23 protein-coding genes and 2 tRNA genes are annotated in these 20,222 nt (G+C 68.4%); 5 read left to right on the plus strand and 20 right to left on the minus strand.

Going from position 1 to position 20,222, the window contains the following annotated elements:
• The first annotated feature begins 120 nt into the window (after positions 1–120).
• Genes SOM18_RS09250 through fdhD form a run of 3 tightly spaced genes read left to right on the plus strand, consistent with a single transcriptional unit; the run spans position 121 to position 3,730 of the window.
• Positions 121–2,409, plus strand: coding sequence for an FdhF/YdeP family oxidoreductase (locus SOM18_RS09250; RefSeq protein WP_320481579.1), 2,289 nt, complete (start codon positions 121–123; stop codon positions 2,407–2,409).
• A complete protein-coding gene (gene mobA, locus SOM18_RS09255; RefSeq protein ID WP_320481580.1) occupies positions 2,316–2,921 on the plus strand; it encodes a molybdenum cofactor guanylyltransferase in 606 nt (201 codons plus the stop codon). Before SOM18_RS09250 ends, mobA begins: the two co-directional genes overlap by 94 nt.
• Positions 2,918–3,730 (plus strand): formate dehydrogenase accessory sulfurtransferase FdhD, encoded by an 813-nt coding sequence (gene fdhD, locus SOM18_RS09260; protein WP_320481581.1) that lies wholly within the window; start codon positions 2,918–2,920, stop codon positions 3,728–3,730. The genes mobA and fdhD overlap by 4 nt, the downstream gene beginning before the upstream one ends.
• On the opposite strand, the gene SOM18_RS09265 is transcribed toward fdhD, so the two are convergent.
• From SOM18_RS09265 to SOM18_RS09280, 4 genes are all read right to left on the minus strand, one after another.
• Positions 3,709–3,785: transfer RNA gene (locus SOM18_RS09265), tRNA-Met, on the minus strand. The genes fdhD and SOM18_RS09265 overlap by 22 nt on opposite strands.
• Before the next feature lie 65 nt (positions 3,786–3,850).
• Positions 3,851–4,369 (minus strand): 2'-5' RNA ligase family protein, encoded by a 519-nt coding sequence (locus SOM18_RS09270; protein ID WP_031440734.1) that lies wholly within the window; start codon positions 4,367–4,369, stop codon positions 3,851–3,853.
• Positions 4,370–4,505: 136 nt separating this feature from the next.
• On the minus strand, positions 4,506–6,353 hold the full coding sequence (locus tag SOM18_RS09275; RefSeq protein WP_107932838.1) for a potassium transporter Kup: 1,848 nt from the start codon (positions 6,351–6,353) through the stop codon (positions 4,506–4,508).
• Positions 6,354–6,655: 302 nt separating this feature from the next.
• Complete coding sequence (locus tag SOM18_RS09280) at positions 6,656–7,096, minus strand: Lrp/AsnC family transcriptional regulator (RefSeq protein WP_031440732.1); 441 nt, start codon at positions 7,094–7,096, stop codon at positions 6,656–6,658.
• A gap of 127 nt (positions 7,097–7,223) precedes the next feature.
• Here SOM18_RS09280 and ald point away from each other — a divergent pair, with 127 nt between their 5' ends.
• Together ald and SOM18_RS09290 are read left to right on the plus strand one after the other, a co-directional pair.
• Positions 7,224–8,330, plus strand: a complete 1,107-nt coding sequence (ald, locus tag SOM18_RS09285) for an alanine dehydrogenase (protein ID WP_031440731.1) — start codon at positions 7,224–7,226, stop codon at positions 8,328–8,330.
• Positions 8,331–8,382: 52 nt separating this feature from the next.
• On the plus strand, positions 8,383–8,601 hold the full coding sequence (locus SOM18_RS09290; protein ID WP_031440730.1) for a DUF3072 domain-containing protein: 219 nt from the start codon (positions 8,383–8,385) through the stop codon (positions 8,599–8,601).
• Positions 8,602–8,679: 78 nt separating this feature from the next.
• Here SOM18_RS09290 and SOM18_RS09295 read toward each other — a convergent pair whose 3' ends face one another.
• The 16 genes from SOM18_RS09295 to gspG all read right to left on the minus strand — a co-directional run bounded on the left by SOM18_RS09295 (position 8,680) and on the right by gspG (position 20,217).
• Positions 8,680–9,318, minus strand: coding sequence for a tetratricopeptide repeat protein (locus SOM18_RS09295; protein WP_031440729.1), 639 nt, complete (start codon positions 9,316–9,318; stop codon positions 8,680–8,682).
• Positions 9,318–9,752: a cytochrome c-type biogenesis protein gene (locus SOM18_RS09300; RefSeq protein ID WP_192070006.1), complete on the minus strand. Its 435-nt coding sequence runs from the start codon at positions 9,750–9,752 to the stop codon at positions 9,318–9,320. The genes SOM18_RS09295 and SOM18_RS09300 overlap by 1 nt, the downstream gene beginning before the upstream one ends.
• Positions 9,749–10,276, minus strand: coding sequence for a redoxin family protein (locus tag SOM18_RS09305; RefSeq protein ID WP_031440727.1), 528 nt, complete (start codon positions 10,274–10,276; stop codon positions 9,749–9,751). Before SOM18_RS09305 ends, SOM18_RS09300 begins: the two co-directional genes overlap by 4 nt.
• On the minus strand, positions 10,273–12,186 hold the full coding sequence (locus SOM18_RS09310) for a heme lyase CcmF/NrfE family subunit (protein ID WP_320481583.1): 1,914 nt from the start codon (positions 12,184–12,186) through the stop codon (positions 10,273–10,275). Before SOM18_RS09310 ends, SOM18_RS09305 begins: the two co-directional genes overlap by 4 nt.
• The gene (gene ccmE, locus SOM18_RS09315; RefSeq protein ID WP_031395338.1) at positions 12,183–12,629 is read right to left on the minus strand and encodes a cytochrome c maturation protein CcmE; all 447 of its coding nucleotides are present in this window, start codon (positions 12,627–12,629) and stop codon (positions 12,183–12,185) included. Before ccmE ends, SOM18_RS09310 begins: the two co-directional genes overlap by 4 nt.
• 111 nt (positions 12,630–12,740) lie before the next feature.
• The gene (gene ccmC, locus SOM18_RS09320; RefSeq protein ID WP_031440724.1) at positions 12,741–13,466 is read right to left on the minus strand and encodes a heme ABC transporter permease CcmC; all 726 of its coding nucleotides are present in this window, start codon (positions 13,464–13,466) and stop codon (positions 12,741–12,743) included.
• Between the two features lie 106 nt (positions 13,467–13,572).
• The gene (locus tag SOM18_RS09325) at positions 13,573–14,622 is read right to left on the minus strand and encodes a Leu/Phe/Val dehydrogenase (RefSeq protein WP_056405669.1); all 1,050 of its coding nucleotides are present in this window, start codon (positions 14,620–14,622) and stop codon (positions 13,573–13,575) included.
• 105 nt (positions 14,623–14,727) lie between these two features.
• Positions 14,728–14,804 (minus strand) — tRNA-His (locus tag SOM18_RS09330).
• Positions 14,805–14,878: 74 nt separating this feature from the next.
• Positions 14,879–15,643: a type II secretion system protein N gene (gene gspN, locus SOM18_RS09335; RefSeq protein WP_320481584.1), complete on the minus strand. Its 765-nt coding sequence runs from the start codon at positions 15,641–15,643 to the stop codon at positions 14,879–14,881.
• Positions 15,640–16,116, minus strand: coding sequence for a type II secretion system protein GspM (gene gspM / locus SOM18_RS09340; protein WP_037532937.1), 477 nt, complete (start codon positions 16,114–16,116; stop codon positions 15,640–15,642). The genes gspN and gspM overlap by 4 nt, the downstream gene beginning before the upstream one ends.
• Positions 16,113–17,234, minus strand: coding sequence for a type II secretion system protein GspL (gene gspL / locus SOM18_RS09345; RefSeq protein ID WP_320481585.1), 1,122 nt, complete (start codon positions 17,232–17,234; stop codon positions 16,113–16,115). The genes gspM and gspL overlap by 4 nt, the downstream gene beginning before the upstream one ends.
• Entirely contained in the window at positions 17,231–18,211 is a 981-nt protein-coding gene (gspK, locus tag SOM18_RS09350) for a type II secretion system minor pseudopilin GspK (protein ID WP_320481586.1), read from the minus strand. The genes gspL and gspK overlap by 4 nt, the downstream gene beginning before the upstream one ends.
• Positions 18,198–18,893: a type II secretion system minor pseudopilin GspJ gene (gene gspJ / locus SOM18_RS09355; RefSeq protein WP_320481587.1), complete on the minus strand. Its 696-nt coding sequence runs from the start codon at positions 18,891–18,893 to the stop codon at positions 18,198–18,200. The genes gspK and gspJ overlap by 14 nt, the downstream gene beginning before the upstream one ends.
• Before the next feature lie 14 nt (positions 18,894–18,907).
• Positions 18,908–19,303, minus strand: a complete 396-nt coding sequence (gene gspI / locus SOM18_RS09360; RefSeq protein ID WP_031440015.1) for a type II secretion system minor pseudopilin GspI — start codon at positions 19,301–19,303, stop codon at positions 18,908–18,910.
• A gap of 16 nt (positions 19,304–19,319) precedes the next feature.
• A complete protein-coding gene (locus SOM18_RS09365; protein WP_081874201.1) occupies positions 19,320–19,802 on the minus strand; it encodes a GspH/FimT family pseudopilin in 483 nt (160 codons plus the stop codon).
• Positions 19,777–20,217: a type II secretion system major pseudopilin GspG gene (gspG, locus tag SOM18_RS09370; RefSeq protein ID WP_031395041.1), complete on the minus strand. Its 441-nt coding sequence runs from the start codon at positions 20,215–20,217 to the stop codon at positions 19,777–19,779. The genes SOM18_RS09365 and gspG overlap by 26 nt, the downstream gene beginning before the upstream one ends.
• Positions 20,218–20,222 lie beyond the last annotated feature (5 nt).

A 20,222-nucleotide genomic window follows, 5' to 3' on the forward strand; every position in this document is an offset into this window, starting at 1 on the left:
TATCCTTGGAGTTTCGGATCCCATCTAGGCGATGGAGCATGCGATTTGAACCAGCGCCACCGCAATCGGCGTGCATCGTTTGCCGCCCCGCTTCGTTGGAAGGCAAAAGCGGAGAGACGTATGAGCGACGACCGGACCATCGAGATCGAAGACTATACCGCACCCGCCGGCGGCTGGGGGTCGATGAAATCGCTCGTGGAGATATCCGCGCGCGAAAAGATCGGCCCCGAGGCGTTGCGCGAACTCACGCGGCAGAACAAGCCCGAGGGCTTTGCGTGCGTCAGCTGCGCCTGGGGCAAGCCCGCGCATCCGCATACCGCCGAATTCTGCGAGAATGGCGCTAAGGCGACCGCGTGGGAGCTGACATCCTACCGCGTGACGCCGGCCTTCTTTCAGGAGCATACGGTCACCGAGCTGCTCGGCTGGAAGGATTTCGATCTCGAACAAGCCGGTCGCCTGACGCATCCGCTGAAATATGACGCGGCGACCGACAAATATACCGCCTGCAGCTGGGACGAGGCGTTCGCCGGGATCGGTGCGAAGCTCAAGACCTATGACCCGACCAAGGTCATCTTCTACGCCTCGGGTCGCGCGAGCCTCGAGACCTCGTACATGTACAGCCTCATGGCGCGGATGTACGGCAGCCAGAACCTGCCCGACAGTTCGAACATGTGCCACGAGACGACCTCGGTCGGGCTGAAGTCGGCGATCGGCTCCGCGGTCGGGACGATCCACCTTTCGGATTACGAGAAGTGCGACGCAATCTTCTATTTCGGGCAGAATCCGGGCGTGAACAGTCCGCGCTTCCTTCACCCGCTGCGCGACTGCGCCAAGCGGGGTGTCGAGATCGTCGTGTTCAATCCGCTGAAGGAGCGCGGTCTGGAGAAATTCCAGGATCCGCAGAATCCGCTGGAGATGGTCACCGGCAAGTCGACGCCGATCGCCTCGCAATATCACCAGGTGAAGACCGGCGGCGACGTCGGCGCGCTGATGGGGATGTGCAAATATCTGATCGAGGCCGACGATCGCGCGCGCGAACTCAACACGCTGCGGATCCTCGACCACGCCTTCCTCGCCGAGCATACCACCGGGTTCGAGAAGTTCGCGGACGTCGCGCGCAGTACCGACTGGGCGACGATCGAGCATGAAAGCGGGCTGTCGCGCGTCGAGATCGAATCGGCCGCGAAGGTCTATGCCAAGTCGAAGGCGGTCATCGCGGTCTATGGCATGGGGCTGACCCAGCATGTCGGCGGGATCGACAACGTCCACATGCTCGTCAACCTGATGCTGCTGCGCGGGAATATCGGCAAGCCGGGCGCGGGCATGGGCCCCGTCCGCGGCCATTCGAACGTCCAGGGGCAGCGTACCGTCGGGATCACCGAAAAGCCGGAGCTCGCCCCGCTCGACAAGCTCGCCGAGCAATATGGCTTCGAGCCGCCGCGCGAGCTCGGCTGGGACACGGTCGCGTCGTGCGAGGCGGTGCTCGACGGCGAGGCGCAGGCGTTCATCGGCCTGGGCGGCAATTTCGTCCGCGCGATTCCCGACCATGCGCGGATGGAGCCGGCGTGGCGCGGGATCGACCTGACGGTGCACATCGCCACCAAGCTCAACCGTTCGCACCTGCTGCCCGGCAAGACCTGCTATCTGCTCCCCTGCCTCGGCCGGATCGAGACGGACATGCAGGGTACCGGGCCGCAGAGCGTCTCGGTCGAGGATTCGTTCAGCCAGATCTATGGCTCGAAGGGCAAGGCGACGCCCGCCGCGGAGACGCTGCTGTCCGAGCCTGCGATCCTTGCGGGTATCGCCAAGGCGACGCTGGCGCCCAATCCGAAGCTCGACTGGGATGCGTGGGTGCGCGACTATGCGCGGATCCGCGATGCGATCGCCGAGACCTATCCGGACATGTTCTCCGACTTCAACGCCAAGATGTTCACCCCCGGCGGCTTCTGGAAGGGCGTGCCGGCGGCGCACCGCGAATGGCTGACCGAGAGCGGCAAGGCGGAGATCAACGTCCCCCACTCGCTCAACGTCACTGGGTTCGAGGCGAGCGAGGGGCGGTTCCGGCTGATGACGCTGCGATCGAACGATCAGTTCAACACCACCGTCTATGGCTATCACGACCGGTTCCGCGGCGTGAAGGGCACGCGCGACATCGTCTTCATGAACCGCAGCGACATGTTGCGCATGGGGCTGACCGACGGTGACGACGTCGATCTGGTCGGCGATGCTGGCGACAATGGCGACCGCCGCTTCAACAAGCTGCGTGTCGTCGAATATTCGATTCCGGAAGGGTGCGTCGGGGCCTATTACCCCGAGTGCAACCTGCTCATGCCGGTCGCGCACCATGCGCGCGAAAGCCATGTGCCGGCCGCCAAGTCGGTGCCGGTGCGGATCGAGAAGACGCGCTGAGCACGCCCCGGATCCTCGGCGTCGTCCTGGCGGGCGGGCGATCGTCGCGGTTCGGGTCGGACAAGGCGCAGGCGCTGCTCGACGGCCGTCGCCTTGCCGATCACGCCTGTGCGCTGCTCGGGCCGTATGTCGATGACGCAGTGGTCGCCGGGCGGGATGGCCTGATCCGCGACCTGCCGGGGCCCGATCTGGGGCCGCTGGGGGGCATAGCGGGCGCGCTGCACCATGCGGCGGGGCTCGGCTACACCTCGGTCTTCACGATCGCCTGCGACGTGCCCGTGCTGCCCGACGGGCTGCTGGCGGCGCTCGCCCTCCGCGCGCCCGCCTTTTGCCCCGACGCGCCCGTGCTGGGGCATTGGGAGACCGCGTCCGCCGCCGCGCTGGTCGCGCATATCGAATCGTCGCCGCGCCGTTCGGTGCGCGGCTGGGCCGAGGCGATCGGCGCCTTGCCGATCCCTGCGCATGGGGTCATCCCGAACATCAACACCCCCGAGGACATGGCCGCGCTGTGACGACTGCCCGTACCGAAGCGATCACCATCCTGCGCCCCGACGCCGTCGCGGCGGGCACGCGCGCGATCGCGATCGAGGTGCCCGTCGCGATCGAGATCGACGGGCTTGGCTATGCGGTAATGATGATGACGCCCGCCGACCTGCCCGCCTTCACCACCGGGTTCCTGCTGACCGAGCGGCTCGCCGACAGCGCCGACGACGTCCGCGACATCGACGTGTTCGAGGCGGAGGCGGGCTGGATCGTCCGGGTCGGCCTGTCGGAGCGGTGCAGGGGGCGGATCCACGACCGCGTCCGCCACCGGACCAGCGACACGTCCTGCGGGCTGTGCGGCATCTCCGGGCTCGAACAGCTGCGCAAGCCGGTGGCAGCCACCCCGCCCCGCCCCGACGTGCCCGTCACCGCGATCTTCGCCGCGCTGGCGGGGCTGCGCGCGCACCAGCCGCTCAACGCCGCGACGGGGGCGATCCATGCCGCCGCCGCCTGCGACCGGTCGGGAGGCGTCCTGGCCGCCTATGAGGATGTCGGCCGCCACAATGCGCTCGACAAGCTCGTCGGCGGGCTGGCGATGCGGTCGACCGAGCGCCCCGCCTTCATCCTCGTCACCTCACGGATCAGCTTCGAGATGGTCGACAAGGCGCTGGTCGCGGGCGTGGCGATGCTGGTCGGGATCTCCGCGCCGACCAGTCTCGCGATCGATCACGCGCGCGCGCACGGCCTGACGCTGCTCGCGCTCGCCCGCAGCGACGCGATCCTGGTCGTCAACGACCCGTTCGGTGTGTTTGAAAATGGTAGCGAAGGAGGGACTTGAACCCCCGACCCCAGGATTATGATTCCCGTGCTCTAACCAACTGAGCTACTTCGCCGTACCGTCTGCGGGGAAGCATTCTTCCCTGCGAGGCGCGGCCTATAGGAAGCGGATTCGAGGCGGTCAAGCAAACATGTGACGCGAAATCGCTTCCCAGGGTCCGCCGCGATACCACCAGGCGCCAAGCCCGGCGATTTCGACGTCCCGCGCCACGAAGTCGCGCTGCAGGTTGCCGAGCAGCAGCCTGGCGACCGACGGATTGACCTTGTTCTGGATCGTGACGTGCGGACGCCAGCCGCCCGCGTCCTGCGGCGTCAGCATCCCCGTGAACGCATCGGCCAGCCGCGCGCGGATTCCGACCAGCTCGGGCGATTCGATCCGGTAGGCGACACCGCGCCCCAGCGACATCAGCCCGCCGATCCGCGCCCGCGGTGCGGGCAGCCCGCGCGTCTCCTGATTCAGCCGGTGCTTCAGCTCGTCGAGGCCCGAGGGCGGCAGGTGATGGAACAACGTCAGGTGCGAATCGAGCTGGTTGCGTTCGGGCGGGAAATGCTCGCGCCGCATCGCGTCGAAGAACGCGGTGTCCTGACGGCCGAAGAGCGCGGTGACGATGATCGGGGCGGCTTCGGTCGTGCTTGCCATCATGCAGGTACTTCCCCGGCGCAAGCCGGGGTCCAGTTGGAAAGGTTGATGTAACTTCGGGTGACGTCCGCCATCGACGTTTCCCAACTGGGCCCCGGCCTCCGCCGGGGAGGTGCAGGGTGCCGATCGACTGAGATCAAATCTCGATCTGGCTGCCGAGCTCGACGACGCGGTTGGTCGGCAGGCGGAAGAATTCCATCGCGCTTTCGGCGTTGCGCAGCATCCACGCGAACAGCTTTTCGCGCCAGAGCATCATCCCCGGCTTGTCCGAGGCGAGCAGGGTCTGCCGCGAGAGGAAGAAGCTGGTGTCCATCATCTTGAAGTCCGCGCCGCAGCTGTGCACCTGGCGCAGCGCGGCGGGGACGTCGGCATCCTCCATGAAGCCATAGCGCAGGATCAGGCGGTGGAAGCCGTCGCCGAGCTCGTCGCGCACCGCACGGTCGTGCGCGGGCCAATAGGGCTGGCCGACGATCTTGACGGTCAGCAGGATGACGCGCTCGTGCAGCACCTTGTTGTGCTTGAGGTTGTGGAGCAGCGCGTGCGGCACGCCGTCGGAGGTCGAGGTCATGAACACCGCGGTCCCCGGCACGCGCGACGCGGAGTTCGCCGCCGAGCCGATGAACACCTTGATCGGCATCGCCGCCTCGCGCATCCGGTCGATCATCAGCTGCCGCCCCTTCGACCAGGTCGTCAGGAAGGTGAAGATGATGAGGCCGATCAGCAGCGGGAACCAGCCGCCATCGGGCACCTTGGTCAGGTTCGCGGCCAGATAGGCGCCGTCGACCAGGAAGAAGATCGCGAGCAACGGGATCGCGGCGATCTTCGGCCAGTTCCACAGCCGGAACAGCACGACACCAAGCAGGCAGGTGTCGATCAGCATCGCCCCCGTCACCGCGATGCCGTAGGCGCTGGTCAGGTTCGACGAGGTGCGGAAGAACAGCACCAGCAGGATCACCATCACCATCAGCGCACCGTTGACCAGCGGGATGTAGATCTGGCCCGCGGTCGCGGCACTGGTATGCTCGATCCGCAGCCGCGGGATGAAGCCGAGCTGGATCGCCTGCTGCGTGACCGAGAACGCGCCCGAGATCACCGCCTGCGACGCGATCACCGCGGCCATCGTCGCGAGCAGGACGAGCGGCAGCTGGAGGCTTTCGGGGGCGAGATTGTAGAACGGGCTGACGAGCGCCGCCTGCCCGTCGCGGAACAGCAGCGCGCCCTGCCCCATGTAATTGAGGATCAGCGCGGGCAGGACGAAGAACAGCCAGGAGATGCCGATCGGCCGGCGGCCGAAATGCCCCATGTCCGCATAGAGCGCCTCCGCGCCGGTGACCGCGAGCACAACCGAGCCGAGCGCAAGGAAGGCGCGGGTCGGATCGATCAGGAAGAACTCGACCGCATAATGCGGGGAAAAGGCCCAGAGCACGCCCGGCGTCTGGATGATGCTGAGGATGCCGAGCACCGCGATGACGCTGAAATACACCAGCATGATCGGCCCGAACACCATGCCGATTCGCGCGGTGCCGCTCTTCTGGACCCAGAACAGCGCGATCAGAATCGCGATCACGATCGGCAGGACGAGCCCGGCGAAGCTCGGTGCGGCGACCGCGAGCCCCTCGACCGCGGACAGCACCGACACGGCGGGGGTGATCATGCTGTCGCCGTAGAACAGCGCGGTCGCGAAGACGCCGAGCAGGATGATCCCCTTGCTCCAGCGCCGCGTCTTGGTCTTGCCCGAAACGAGCGCGAGCAGGGCGAGACTGCCGCCCTCGCCCTTGTTGTCGGCGCGCATGATGATGATGACGTATTTCACCGTCACGACGATCATCATCGACCAGAACATCAGGCTGATGACGCCCATGATGTGCGCCGAATCGAGCGCGAGCTTGTGGTGCCCGGCGAACGTCTCGCGGAACGCGTAGAGCGGGCTCGTGCCGATATCGCCGAAGACGATGCCGATCGCGCCAAAGGCGAGTTTCAGCATGCCGTCCGCATGATGGTGGCCGGTATCCGGATCGAGACCGGCGGGGGGCACGGTCGAGGCCGCGGCTGTGGGATCGACGCTCACTGGACGGTGAATCGACCCGGAAGTGCAGCAATCATCATCGAAATTCCGATTTCACCCTGTGCCCCAAGCTGGCGCATTTAGCATGGGGGTTGGAGAGCGGCAACGGGACCGCCGGCAACGTGGATTAACCGGGGCTGATCACGCCGCTTCGCCTGTTGCAAGTAGAAAGCTATCAGTAACGGGCGTTGCCGTGCGTGGCCAACGTGCGCAGGAAAACGTCAGCGCGTGACGACTTCGCGAATCACAAAATGCGAGGCCAGCCGCGTGACGCCCGGTAGTTGCGACAGCGTCTCGCGGTGGATGCGTTCGAACGTCTCGCCGCGGCGGAGCTCGACGTGGAGCATGTAATCCGCCTCGCCGCTCATCAGGAAGCATTGCACGACCTGCGGGCAATTCACGATCTCCGCCTCGAACGCCGCCATCGTCTCCTTGCGCTGGTCGCGCAGCGTGACGTTGACCAGGACGATGCTCGGATCGCCGCGGGCCGCGCGCGACAGCACGGCGCGGTAGCCGGTGATCGCGCCGCTCTCGCGCAGCTGCGAAACGCGGCGGTGCGCCGCGCTCGGCGACAGCCCCACCGCCTCACCCAGCTCGGCGCTGGTCAGGTCGGAATTGGCGGCCAGCAGGTCGAGGATCCTGCGCTCGATCGCGATACTCACAAATTTCCCGCTTCGTCGTTCGTGGATGCAATATTCTCCCAAATCCGATAGGGCAGCGGGACGGCTTTGCGAACCCTTCCCGGTCGATGCGCGCTACACTGCGGTCAAAGATAATGGAGTGGAAATGATGCGCGTCGGTGTTCCCAAGGAAATCAAGAATCACGAATATCGCGTCGGCCTGACCCCGCCGTCGGTCGCCGAACTGGTCGCCGCGGGCCATGAAGTCGTCGTCGAGACTCAGGCAGGCGCGGGCATCGACTTCGAGGACCAGGACTATGTCGACGCGGGCGCGACGATCCTGCCGACCGCCGCCGCGGTGTTCGCCGCCGCCGACATGATCGTGAAGGTCAAGGAGCCGCAGCCGGTCGAGATCGCGATGCTCGAACCGCGCCACCTGCTCTTCACCTATCTCCACCTCGCCGCGGACAAGCCGCAGGCCGAAGGCCTGATGAAGTCGGGCGCGACCTGCATCGCTTACGAGACCGTCACCGACCATCGCCGCGGCCTGCCGCTGCTGAAGCCGATGTCCGAGGTCGCGGGCCGCATGTCGGTGCAGGTCGGCGCGCACTATCTCGAAAAGGAACAGGGCGGCCGCGGCGTCCTGCTCGGCGGCGTGCCCGGCGTGGCACCGGCCAAGGTCGCGATCCTCGGCGGCGGCGTGTCGGGCGTCAACGCCGCGCAGATGGCGGTCGGGATGCGCGCCGACGTGACGATCTACGACATTTCGAACGATCGCCTTGCCGAGCTCGACATGTTCTTCTCGAGCCAGATCAAGACCGCCTATGCGTCGAAGGCGGCGATCGCGGCGGCGGTGAAGAACGCGCATCTCGTCATCGGCGCGGTGCTCGTCCCCGGCGCGGCGGCCCCCAAGCTGGTCACGCGCGAGATGCTCAAGACGATGAAGCGCGGTTCGGTGCTGGTCGACATCGCGATCGACCAGGGTGGCTGTTTCGAGACGAGCCATGCGACCACGCACGAGGATCCGGTGTTCGAGGTCGACGGCGTGATCCATTACTGCGTCGCCAACATGCCCGGCGCGGTCGCGCGCACCTCGGCCTTCGCGCTCAACAACGCGACGCTGCCGTTTGCGCTGAAGCTCGCCAATCTGGGTGCGGAGGCCGCGATGAAGGCCGACCCGCACCTCGCCAACGGGCTCAACGTCTACAAGGGCAAGATCGCGTACAAGGCGGTCGCGGATGATCTGGGTTTACCTTACGAAGCTTGGTCGAATTAAGCGGGAACGGATGCGGAACACGGGGGTTGGACAGGCGGAAGGAATTTCACGCATGTCCGACACCCCGAACCCCAAGTCCGAGCCCTTTTCGAACGCCGAGAAGGATCCGCATGACTGGACGACCGGCGACGAGAAGATGACCGGCGCACAGGCCAGCTATCTGAAGACGCTGTCCGAAGAGGCGCATGAGGAATTCGACGAATCGCTGTCGAAGGCGGATGCCTCGCTCAAGATCGACGAGCTCCAGGGCAAGACCGGCCGCGGCCAGTAAGCCCTTTTGCGGCACGGAACGGGACCCAGGATCCCCGGCATCGCGCCGGACGATCCGGGTCCCGTTTTGCGTCGGTGCCTAGCTCGCCGGTGCGGCGTCCTGTGCGGCCATCACCTGATCGAGCAGCGCGAGGCGCACCGCGATCTCGTCGTGATAGGACACGCTTTTCGGGGTCAGCGCGAGCGCGCGGGCCCAATAGGGTCGACCCGCCGCGAAATTGCCCGACCGGACATAGGCGAGGCCAAGGAAGAAGGGCGGCGCCGGGTGGCGCGGTGCGATCCGCATCGCCTGCTGGAACGCGAACAGCGCCGGGGGCGAGACCTGATCGCCGTCATGCGCGGCCAGCGCATTGGCGAGCCCGGTCCACAGGACGAGACTTTTCGGCGCGACGCGGATCCCACCGAGCAGGACCTTCACCGCCGCGCGACGCTCGCCGATCCGCGTCATCGCATCTGCCGCAACCAGATAGGCGGCGGCACCGGTATAACGTTCGAGCATCTTGTCGCGCAGCTCGATCATCGACCCGTCGTCAGGCGTGATCGTCGTGCCCGTCACGACCGGATGCCCGGCGAGCCCGGGCTCGCCCTGCAGCGCATAGCCCGCCGCACCGAGCATCAGCGCGGCGGCGACCATCGACCAGAGCAGCCGGTCGACTCTCAGCACCGCCAGCAGCGCGAACGCCCCGACCGCGATGATCCCGAGCCAGAGCCAGCCCATCAGCGCGTCCTCCGGCGGAAACTCGACCGCGCGATCCACGCGCCGATCGCCAGCAGCGCGATCGGCGCCAGCCATAGCGGCCAGGTCAGCCCCGACAGCGGCGGGTCATAGGTGACATAATCGCCATAGCGCGACACCAGCCAGTCACGGACCGAGGCGGGCGTCTCGCCGCGCGCGATCCGTTCGCGGACCAGCGCGCGCATGTCGGCGGCCATGTCGGCATCGCTGTCAGCGATCGACTGGCCCTGGCAGACGAGGCAGCGCAGCGTCTCCATCAGCGCCTTGGCGGAGGCTTCCTTGGCGGGGTCGGCGAGCTGGACATTGGCGTAATGCGCAGGCGGCGTCACGGGCTGCGCGGCGGCGGGTGCAGCGGAGAACAGCAGCGCGGCGACCGTCGCGACTGCCGCTAGCGCGAGGCTTGACCGCCCGCTCATCGGGCTTCCCTGACGGCCTGAACGATCTCGCCGATATTGTCCTCGCGGATGTCGCCGATGATCTGCTTGACGACGATCCCGCGGCCGTCGACCACGAAGGTTTCGGGCACACCCGACGAGCCGAGCGCGAGCTGGACCCGGCTCGCGGTGTCGCTGCCGATCCGCGCATAGGGATCGCCGTTGCGGCGCAGGAAGCCGGCGATCGCGGGCGTCGTGTCGCGGATCGCGATCGCGTCGATCGGGATGCCCATCGTCTTCAGCCGCATCAGGTGCGGGGCCTCGGCGATGCAGGGTACGCACCAGCTGGCGAACACGTTGAGCAGCCGCGGCTGACCACCCTTGAACGAGGCGCTGGTCAGGCCCGGCTTGCCCGGCACCATCGCGGGCAGCGCGAAATCGGGCAGCGGCTTGCCGACCATCGCCGAGCGGACGACCTTGTCCGCCGGCCGGAACAGCCCGCTCGCCACCACCGCGAACAGCAAGGCGAAGATCGCCAGCGGCGCCCAGAGCGCGAAGCGCTTCATGCCCAGGCCGCCCGGACTGCGCTGCGCCGCTCGCGACGCAGCCGCCCGACCAGCGACAGCGCGCCGCCCAGCGCGATCAGCACGCCACCGAACCAGATCAGCGTCACGAACGGCTTCCACCACAGCCGCAGCTGCCACCGCCCCTGCCCGTCGGGCTGGCCGAGCACGGTATAGAGCTGGCCGTCGAGCGCGGTCAGGATCGCCGATTCATTGGTGCTGGTCGGCGGATTGGCGAAGAAACGGAGCTGCGGGTGGAGCCGCGTGCTGTCATCGCCGCGCGTCGCGGTCAGCTGCGCCTCGAGCGCGGACCAGTTCTCGCCGATCACCGGCGAGATCCCGTCGAGTGTGACGCTATAGGGCCCCACGCGCGCCGCTTCGCCCGCGCGCACCGCGACCAGCGTTTCCTTGGTGAACGCGCTGTCTGACGCCATGCCGGCCAGGCTGACTGCGATGCCGAGATGCGCGAGGACCATGCCATAGGTGAACATCGGCGTGCGCCGGAGATTGCGTTTCCACAGGGGCGCAACGCTCGCCACCGCGAGGCCTGCGGCGAGGCTAAGCCCTGCCCAGGGCAGCACGCCCGGCCAGACGAACAGCAGCGCGACCGCCGCCACTACGGTGGCCGCGATCGGCAGCGCGACCCGGCCGACGACCGCCCTCGCCTCGTCACGACGCCAGCGCAGCAGCGGCCCGACTGCCATCACCGCGACCAGCGCCAGCGCGATCGGCCCCGCCGCCTTGTTGAAGAAGGGTGGCCCCACCGACAGTTGCACGCCGAAGCTCGCCGCGACGATCGGGTAGAGCGTGCCGATCAGGACGATGCCGAGGATCACCGACAGCAGCAGATTGTTCGCGACCAACCCGCCCTCGCGGCTGACCGGATCGAAGGTCGTACCTGCGCGCACGGTGCCGATCCGCGCCGCGAACAGCGCGAGCGCACCACCGATATAGATGGCGAGCAGCGCGAGGATGAACGCGCCGCGCTCCGGGTCGACCGCAAAGGCGTGGACGCTGGTCAGGATGCCCGAGCGTACCAGGAACGTGCCGATCATCGACATCGAGAAGGCGACCACCGCAAGCATGATCGTCCAGGCGCGCAGGCCGTCGCGCGTCGCCAGCACCGTCACCGAATGGAGCAGCGCGGTCGCCGCGAGCCATGGCATCAGCGACGCGTTCTCGACCGGATCCCAGAACCACCAGCCGCCCCAGCCGAGCTCGTAATAGGCCCAGTAGCTGCCCGCGGTGATGCCGAGCGTCAGGAAGATCCATGCGATCAGCACCCAGGGCCGCATCGCTTTGGCGAAGCCCGGCCCGACGTCGCGCGTGACCAGCGCACCGACCGCGAACGAGAAGGCGACCGAAAGCCCGACATAGCCGGTGTAGAGCGTCGGCGGGTGGAACGCCAAGCCGGGGTCCTGGAGCAGCGGGTTGAGCCCCAGCCCGTCGGGTGCCGCCGGGGTCAGCCGTGCGAACGGATTGGAGGAGAAGAGCAGGAACGCGTAGAAACCGAGCGCGATCGTCGCCTGCGCGCCGAGCGTCGCGACCAGGGTGCGTTCGGGAAGCGTACGTTCGAAGATCGCGACCGCGCCGCCTGCCAGCCCCAGGATCGTCACCCAGAGGAGCATCGACCCCTCGTGATTGCCCCAGGCGCCGGCGAACTTGTAGAGCCACGGCTTGGCCGAATGACTGTTCTCGACGACCAGCTTCACCGACATGTCGGACTTGAGGAACAGATTGATCAGCAGCGCCATCGCCAGCGCGGCAAGCACGCCCTGGACGATCGCCACCGGCCGCACCGCCGCGGCAACGTCGTCGCGGCCGCGCGCGATCCCGATCACCGCCATCGCGAGTTGCAGCGCCGCCAGCGCGCCGGCGAGCCAGAGCGCCGCGAGTCCGGCTTCGGCGATCATGAGCCGCGGTCCGGTGCGAGCGTCTTGGTCTCGTGCATCTTGCCCGCCATTTCAGGCGGCATGTATTTCTCGTCGTGCTTGGCGAGCAGGTTGGACGCGACAAAGCGGCCGTCGGGCTGGAACTGCCCCTCGGCGACGACCCCCGATTTCTCGCGGAACAGGTTCGGGACGATTCCGGCGAAGACGACGGGCGTGGTCGCGGCGCCGTCGGTGACGGTGAAGTGGACGGTGACGCCGTCCGCGGCGCGCTTGACCGAGCCGTCCGCGACCATCCCGCCAAGCCGGACCGCGCGGCCGAGCGGCAGCCCGTCACGCTTCACGTCGGAGGGCGCGTAGAAGAACGACGCCTGATCCTTCAGCGCGGACAGAGCGAGCAGCCCCGCGACGACGACCGCGCCGAGTGCTAACAGGGCGAGAGTGAGCCGCTGATGCTTGGCCTTCATCGCTCCGCCTTCCGCATTGCCAGATAGCTGAGCAGTGCGACGACGGCGCCGCCGCCCAGCGTCACGGCATAGGCGGCAATCACGAACGGCCAGGCGGTCATGCGCGCACCTTCACGCTCTGGCCATCCGACGCATCCGCGCCTCGGCCTTGGCGGTGGCGAGCAGGGTCCGCATCCGCATCAGCACGATACCGGCGAAGACGAAGGTGAAGCCCGCGAGCATGATCGGCAGCGGCCAGAGGATCGCGCCGTCGATCGTCGACTTGGTCAGCCCGATGCTCGGCCCCTGGTGCAGCGTGTTCCACCAGATCACCGAATAGCGGATGATCGGCAGCAGCACCGATCCGGCCACGCCGTAGAGCGCGGGCACGCGCCCGTCGCCGCCGCGGTCCGCATCCGCCTTCGCCAGCGCCATATAGCCGAGATAGACGAAGAACAGCAGCAGCATCGAGGTCAGCCGCCCGTCCCATTGCCACCACGTCCCCCAGGTCGGCCGCCCCCAGATCGAGCCGGTCATCAGGCACAAAGCCGCGAACACCGCGCCGGGCAGCGCGATCGCGCGCGCGGCGATACCGGCCAGCGGGTGACGCCAGACGAGCAGCATGATGCTGGAGATCGCGATCCCGCTCCAACCGCCCATGCCGAGCCAGGCGGCGGGGACATGGATGTAGAGGATCCGCACCGTCTCGCCCTGCAGATAATCGGGCGGGGTCTGCGTCAGTCCCGCCCAGCAGCCCAGCGCGATCAGCGCGACGCCCGCCCAGAACAGCGCAGGCGTCAGCGGCCTGGCGATCTTCAGGAAGCGCGCGGGATTGGCAAGGGCGTGCAGGGTGGCCACTGGGTGTTACCACTATGGCAAGTCGTGACGGACTTAAAGCCCCTCTCCCCACGTGGGGAGAGGGAGCGGCCCGCCGTGTCACCGTCCCCGCGAAAGGGAGACGGACTTAACGGCCGATCAGGCGCTTTGCGATCGAATCGGCGACGTCGGACGACGGTTCGCCGCTGCGGTCGCTCTCGTCCCAGACCTGGATCAGCCGCTCGGGGATGCGTGCGATCCGCGCCTTCACTTCGGCTTCGTCGCCCTGGCCGAGATATTCGAGGCCGACATTGATGATGCCGCCCGCGTTGATCACGTAATCCGGCGCATAGAGGATGCCGCGTGCGTGCAGTCGCGCACCGTCCTCGCGGACGCTGAGTTGGTTGTTCGCGCCGCCCGCGACGACCTTGGCCTTGAGCGCGGCGATCGACATTTCGGTCAGGATCGCGCCCAGCGCGTTCGGGCTGAAGATGTCGGTGTCGGTCGTCAGGATCGCCTCGGCGGGGACTGCTGTTGCGCCGAGCTCGCCCGCCAGCGCCTGCGCGCGGCCCTCGTCGACGTCTGCGAGCGTCAGCACCGCGCCGTCCCTGGCGAGCAGCCGGGCGAGCCCGCCGCCGACCGAGCCGACGCCCTGGATCGCGACTCGCACGCCCTTCATGTCGGTTGCGCCGAGCCCGCGCTGCGCCGCCGCCTTGACGCCCAGATAGATGCCGAGCGCCGTGTACGGCCCCGGATCGCCGCCCGCCGCACCGCTCGCGACCGGCAGGCCCGAGACGTAGCGCGTCTGGGTCGCGATCACCTTCATGCGCTCTTCGGACATGCCGACGTCTTCGGCGGTCACATAGCGGCCGCCGAGCGATTCGACCGCGCGGCCGAACGCCTCGAGCTGTTCGGTGGTGATCACGTCGCCGGGCTTGGCCGCGAGGACGACGCCCTTGCCGCCGCCGAGCTCGAGCCCGGCCATCGCGTTCTTGAAGCTCATGCCGCGCGACAGGCGCAGCGCGTCGGTCACCGCGCGGCCATTGTCCGCATAATGCCAGAAGCGCGTGCCGCCGGCCGCGGGCCCGAGCTTGGTCGAATGCAGCGCGATGACGGCGCGGAGACCCGAAACCGGATCGGTGAAGACGTGAACGCCCTCATGGTCGTCGAAATCGGGAAGGTCCCAAACCGCTGTCATCGCCGGCTCCATCAGGAAGAAGAAAATTGCTTAAACCTGAAATATTATTTTCCGGCCGGTTTTACCAGCACAAAGCGGCGCAAGGCCAAGCAGTTGGGAAAATAATGGGGCGACCGACGGGACTTGAACCCGCAACATCCGGCATCACAAGCCGACGCTCTAACCAATTGAACTACGATCGCCGCGAAGGCCCGTGCCCCTAAGCGGGCTGTTCGGGTCCGTCAAGCGCCGCGATCATGCGCGGCGTCGAATGTCGTCAAAAACTGCCTTCGATCGCCTGGCTATAGCCGCCCGCCCCGCGCACGAAGCCGATCGATTCGAGCCGCTGCTGGACGATCGGGTCGGTCGGTTGCAGCGTCAGCACCGCGCGGTAGCGGCCCGTGCCGTCGATCCGCAGCGTGATCCCCTCGGTCCCCGCCTGGCTGGCGAGCGGCACGATGAGCGCGTCGCCCTCGCATTTGGGCGTACCGCTGACCGACTGCGGCAGCGTGATCCCCGCCACCTCGCCGCCCAGCGTCGCACGCACCCGCCCCTCGGCACGCTCGCACTGGCCGTCGGCGAACCGCACGGTCACGCCGTCGAGATCGAGCGTGGTGACCGGCACCGGCGCGAACACCGCGCCGGTCGGGATCGTCGCGGTCAGATCATCGACGCCGAACCCGTGACGGCTAACGCTCGCCGCCCCGCGCAGCGGCCGCGGATCGGTCTCGGGCCCGGCCAGCACGATCCGCGCGCGCCCCGCGAGCAGCGGCAAGGGCGCGAGCCGGGCATGGAGGTCGCCGAGCGACAGTTCGCCGAACCGCGCATCGGTCAGCGTCGCGCCCCAGATCGTGCCCGTCACGCGGCGCGCGACGAGGCCCGCATCCTCGATCCCGACCCAGCCAAGCGCAGCGCGCATCGGCAGGAATACGATTAGCGCGAGCAGCAGCATGCCGCCGAACATGGCGGTCGGGCCGGTCCGCAACCGGATCCGCGTGACGCGGCGTGCGCCGACGCCCACGAAGCGTGCGCTGTCGCTCATGCGGCGCGCGCCTTCAACGTCATCGTCACGCTCACCGTGCGGTCACCCTTGTCGGTCATGGTCAGTGCGTCGACCAGGATGCCCGCGCGCTCGAGCCGCGCGAGCCACGCGGTCAGCGCGCCCGGCCGCGCCGACGGCATCACGATCCGCACCCGGTCCGCGCCCTCCTGGTCGAGGCTGGTGATCGCGAATCCCGCCAGGTCCGCCTGGGTCCGCACGATCGCATCGAGCGATCCGGTCAGCGGCGTGGGACGCGATCGCTGCGCGTCGCGGAGCAGCGCGACCATCGCCTGCGTCTCGCCGAGCCGGGTCACGGCGTTGGCATGGCGTTCGCGCGCGCTCGACAGACCGTCGCCGACCGGCCGGATCACCGCGCCCCAGAGCAGCGTCAGCACCGCGAGCGCCGCCATCACCAGCAACAGCCGCTTCTCGCGCAGCGATCGCCCCTCGAACCAGTGCCGCAACCCGGTCATGCGCCCTCGCTCCCGCCTGCACGGCCCGCCGTGATCGTGAATTCGCCCGACACGCGCCCCGCCGCCGCCTGGAAGACGCCCGCCTGAACCGCAAAGCCGGCACGCTCGAGCGCACTCCTGAGATCGGTCGCCAGCGCCTCGCGCTCGACGGCGACGCCCAGTCGGACGGTCCCGTTCGGCTGGAAGTCGAGCGCGGTGATCTCGCTGCCCGGCGTCGCCTGGACCACGGCGAAGATCGTGGCGGTGGTCGTGCTGAAGCCCAGCCCCGGCCCGCGCACGCGCGACAGCCGTTCGCCAAGTTGGCGCCCGGCATCGTTCACCGTCTCGCCGCGTGGCAGGCCCGAGCGGGCGACCTGTTCGGTCTGCGCCTCGATCATGTCCGCGCCGAAGCTGTATTTCGCGATCCGGACCAGCGTGATCGCCAGCGTCACCGCGAGGATCAGCCCCGACAGCACCGCCAGCCGCCGGATCAGCGCCCAGTCGAGCGAGAATCGCCGCCGCCGCGCGAACATCCCCTGCCGCAGGTCGAGCGGCCATGTCGCGACCGCCGCCGCCAGCGCCGCCTCGAGCGCGGCGGGCTCGACGGCCACCGGCGGGGTGTCACCCGTGACCAGCGCGGTCAGCCCCGGTTCGTCGGCAAATCCGGTCGACGTTCCGCGCACGACCGTGTCGCCGGCAAGCTCGGCGCGGACATAGCCCTCGTCGGGGCGCGGCAGCAGCATCGGTGCGGGGAGCATCGCCACCGGGTCGACGCCGGCCGCCGCGAGCATCCGCAACCAGCCCTGCATCGCCTCGATCCCGACCACGCCGATCGGCCGGTCGCCCTGCCCCTCGTCCCCGACCGCGACATGGAGTTCACCGAGCGGCGCCGCGCTCGCCTCTGCCGCGAGCAGCCGGGCGGCGGCGGTCGCCTGCGCGGCGCTGCGCGACGGTAGTTCGGCCCAGTGCAAGGTCACCGCCTCCGCCGGCGCCACCGCGATGACGCCCGTGTCCGCGCCGAGGTCACTTCGCTCATCGGCGGTCGGGATCCCCTCGCCCTGCGCGACGATGCGCTGGTCGGCGATCCGCATCCAGCGAAAGCCGGTCACGCCGGAGGGAAGGAACAGGAGCGTGGTCATGATGGCTCGCCCCATTGCCGCGATACGAGCCGCGCGGGAAGCGTCGTCGCGTCCATCAGTGCCTGTTCCTGCAAAACCGTCGTCCCCACCGTCACGTCGATATCGAGCGTGAACCATTTCGACACCACTGCCGTCCCCCGTTCGCCATCCGCATTGGCATTGCCCTGCAACGCCGCGCTCTTGAAGAACACGTCAGTGGTCGCGACCCCTTGCGGCGGGCGTTGCAGGATCATCTGGCGCGCGCCCGCGATCGACATCGTGTCGGGAAACAGCATCGCCAGGATCGGCGCCTGTTCGGGGAGCAGCGTGTTGACGTTGATCGGCGCGGCCTGCGCGACCGGCAATGTACAGATCCACGGCCTGATCGTCGCATAGATTTGCGGCGTCATGCCGACCACCGCGCGGAGTTCGCTCGGGTCGGTCATCAGCGTGCCCGCGGTGCGATAGGGCGTCTCGCGGTTCAGATAGGCGCCGTCCTCCGCGCCCATCGCCTGCTGGTCCTGATCGCTGTCGATCCAGTCGGCGGCGCCCGCGGCGATCTGTTCACCGACCTGCGCGGGGATGTCGAGCAGCCGCATCAACCGGACGAATTGCGGCCGCATCAGCGGGTCGGTGACATAGGCGCCGGCGCGCCCGCTCACCAGGCTGTTGAGATTGAAGCAGTTTCCTCCGTCCCGCACGCGCGCGGTCGCAAAGCCGCCGCCGGGCAGCGGCATCCCGAACGGCTTGCCGCTCCAGTCGCCCTGCAACGTCACGCGTTTCACATTGGGGCCCAGCATCGCGTCGATCCGCGTCAGCGCGAGCGTCTCGGCGGCTAGCGCATAGGCGCGCGCCTGCTCCCCCGCCGCGGCATTGCCCGCGAGCCGCGTCGACAGCCGCAGCTTCTCGAGCGCCGCCCCCGCCATCACCGCGACGATCGCGACGAGCATGAGGACGGTCAGCAGCGCGGCGCCGCGTTCGTGTTCAGGGGGCTTCATTCTGGACCTCCCGCGCGGGCGGCGCATAGCCCGATCCAACGAGGAACAGCTGGCGATAGACCAGGCCGTCGGTGCGCTGGACGCTCAGCTCCATCGCCTCGGGCAAGGGCACGCCCTGCACGCCGTCCCAGCGGTCGCTCCACGCGCCGCCCAGTCGGTAGCGCAGCCGGACCTGGCGGACATTGGGCAGCAGCACGGCGGGCGGCAGCGGCGGCGCGCCGTCGACCATCGGATAGGCGATCCGCTGCAGCGCGCCGTCCGCGACGCGGTACGCGACCTTCTGCGTGCTCGATCGGGCTGCGCCGTCGATATTGGTCCAGCCACCGCGGACGAGGCGGAGCATCGGTGCGACGTCCGACCCGCTCTCGCCGACGAAGGCAGCCAAGGGCGCACCGGATTCGTCGCGCGTGCCCCGCAGCGCCGCCTGGCCGAGATCGGCGGACAGGATCGACATCGTCCGCGTCAGCGCGCCGAGATCGTCGAGCTTCGTCCCCGTCGCACTCTGCGCCTTCACGCTGAACGACAGGATCGCCACCCCCGCCGCCGCGATCATCCCGAAGATCAGCAGCGACACCATCACCTCGACCAGTGTGAAGCCGTGTTCGGCGGAGCGCCTCACGGGGGTGAAGCCGTGTTCGGCGGAACGCCTCACGGGGGTGAAGCCGTGTTCGGCGGAGCGCACCGTGCACCGCCCGGTCATGACGTCGTCACCGTCGTCGCGCTCTGGCGCGGAGCGGGGCGGATCATCGTGAGGCGACCGAGCACGGCGCCGCCGCGATCCGCGACCGCCACGTCGATCCGCAAGACGGACGAGCCGCCCATCGCGCGCACCGACCGCGTCCAGGCCCAGCGGCGCCCGCCATTGGTCTCGGCGCCGGTGACGGTTCCGGCGGTCGGCGGCTGCGCCTGCGTCACTGCGTCGATCGCGACGTTGCGCGCGACCATCTGCGCGACCAGCGTGTCGTCGAGGATCGACGCGCCGCGGATCGTCGCGCTCTCCAGCCGGACGAGCGCCATCGCCGCCAGGCTGAACACCGCGAGCGCGACCATGATCTCGATGAGCGTGAACCCGCGATCGGTTTCAGCAGGCATCGATGCGCGGGGCAATTCAGCGCGCATCGGCGCGCACGGTGCCATCGGCGTCGATCGTCACGGTCGCGTTCGCCCCGCCGCGGCTGAGCGTCACGACGGCGGGCCGGTCGACCAGCCCGGTCGGGTCGAAGGTCACGCGGACGCGGCCGCTCATGTCGCCGATCACCGCGCGCGTGCCGTCGTTCCACCGTTCGACGCGCATCGGTTTCTCGCTGATCGGCGTCCAGCCGCCCGCGAGCCGCTGGTCGAAGCCATAGCCGCCGCCGGTAATCCAGACACTGACCGGGCGTGCCTCGACGATCGCCGAATCATGCGCCGCACGCGTCCGCGCCGCGAACCGCGTCGCCTCGTCGAACACGCGTCCGCGCGGATCGGGCATCACAAAGACCGCCACCGCCGATGCGAGCCCTATGATCGTCACCACGACCATCAGCTCGACCAGCGTGAAGCCGTGTTCGGCGTTAAGCCGGGACCTACTGCCAGCTGCCAATATCGGCATCGATCCCCTCGCCGCCTTCCTTGCCATCGGCGCCGAAGGTCCAGACGTCGGCCTCGCCATGCGTGCCGGGCGAGGCATAGAGATACGGGCGACCCCAGGGATCGTTCGGCAGCTTCTTGAGATAGCCACCGCGCTGGTAGCGCGACGGATCGGTCAGCCCGGCGGGTGCGGTGACCAGCGCGTTCAGCCCCTGCGACGTGTTGGGGAAGGTCATGTTCTGCAGCTTGTAGAGCTCCAGCCCGCCCTCGATCTGCGCGATGTCGGCCTTTGCCTTCTGGATCCGCGCGGTATCGCCCGAGGGCAGCACGTTGAGCGCGACGATCGTTGCGAGCAGGCCGATGATGACGATGACCACCATCAGCTCGACGAGCGTGAAACCGGCCTCGCGGCGCTTCTTCTTCTCTTCCGGACGCATACAAA

Origin of the sequence: Sphingomonas sp. CFBP9019, from assembly GCF_034045155.1 — a bacterium.
Lineage (GTDB): Bacteria > Pseudomonadota > Alphaproteobacteria > Sphingomonadales > Sphingomonadaceae > Sphingomonas > Sphingomonas aerolata.

Excerpts from the sequence above, each read along its gene's own strand:
- SOM18_RS09325 (WP_056405669.1), bottom strand. The coding sequence starts at position 14,622 with ATGACAGCGGTTTGGGACCTTCCCGATTTCGACGACCATGAGGGCGTT.
- SOM18_RS09290 (WP_031440730.1), top strand. The coding sequence starts at position 8,383 with ATGTCCGACACCCCGAACCCCAAGTCCGAGCCCTTTTCGAACGCCGAG.
- SOM18_RS09365 (WP_081874201.1), bottom strand. The coding sequence starts at position 19,802 with ATGCCGATATTGGCAGCTGGCAGTAGGTCCCGGCTTAACGCCGAACAC.
- SOM18_RS09310 (WP_320481583.1), bottom strand. The coding sequence starts at position 12,186 with ATGATCGCCGAAGCCGGACTCGCGGCGCTCTGGCTCGCCGGCGCGCTG.
- SOM18_RS09300 (WP_192070006.1), bottom strand. The coding sequence starts at position 9,752 with ATGAGCGGGCGGTCAAGCCTCGCGCTAGCGGCAGTCGCGACGGTCGCC.
- gspG (WP_031395041.1), bottom strand. The coding sequence starts at position 20,217 with ATGCGTCCGGAAGAGAAGAAGAAGCGCCGCGAGGCCGGTTTCACGCTC.
- gspM (WP_037532937.1), bottom strand. The coding sequence starts at position 16,116 with ATGACCGGGTTGCGGCACTGGTTCGAGGGGCGATCGCTGCGCGAGAAG.
- SOM18_RS09295 (WP_031440729.1), bottom strand. The coding sequence starts at position 9,318 with ATGGGCTGGCTCTGGCTCGGGATCATCGCGGTCGGGGCGTTCGCGCTG.
- SOM18_RS09270 (WP_031440734.1), bottom strand. The coding sequence starts at position 4,369 with ATGGCAAGCACGACCGAAGCCGCCCCGATCATCGTCACCGCGCTCTTC.
- gspK (WP_320481586.1), bottom strand. The coding sequence starts at position 18,211 with ATGAAGCCCCCTGAACACGAACGCGGCGCCGCGCTGCTGACCGTCCTC.
- gspN (WP_320481584.1), bottom strand. The coding sequence starts at position 15,643 with ATGAGCGACAGCGCACGCTTCGTGGGCGTCGGCGCACGCCGCGTCACG.
- gspL (WP_320481585.1), bottom strand. The coding sequence starts at position 17,234 with ATGACCACGCTCCTGTTCCTTCCCTCCGGCGTGACCGGCTTTCGCTGG.
- SOM18_RS09275 (WP_107932838.1), bottom strand. The coding sequence starts at position 6,353 with ATGCTGAAACTCGCCTTTGGCGCGATCGGCATCGTCTTCGGCGATATC.
- ccmE (WP_031395338.1), bottom strand. The coding sequence starts at position 12,629 with ATGAAGGCCAAGCATCAGCGGCTCACTCTCGCCCTGTTAGCACTCGGC.
- SOM18_RS09250 (WP_320481579.1), top strand. The coding sequence starts at position 121 with ATGAGCGACGACCGGACCATCGAGATCGAAGACTATACCGCACCCGCC.
- SOM18_RS09305 (WP_031440727.1), bottom strand. The coding sequence starts at position 10,276 with ATGAAGCGCTTCGCGCTCTGGGCGCCGCTGGCGATCTTCGCCTTGCTG.
- gspI (WP_031440015.1), bottom strand. The coding sequence starts at position 19,303 with ATGCCTGCTGAAACCGATCGCGGGTTCACGCTCATCGAGATCATGGTC.
- ald (WP_031440731.1), top strand. The coding sequence starts at position 7,224 with ATGCGCGTCGGTGTTCCCAAGGAAATCAAGAATCACGAATATCGCGTC.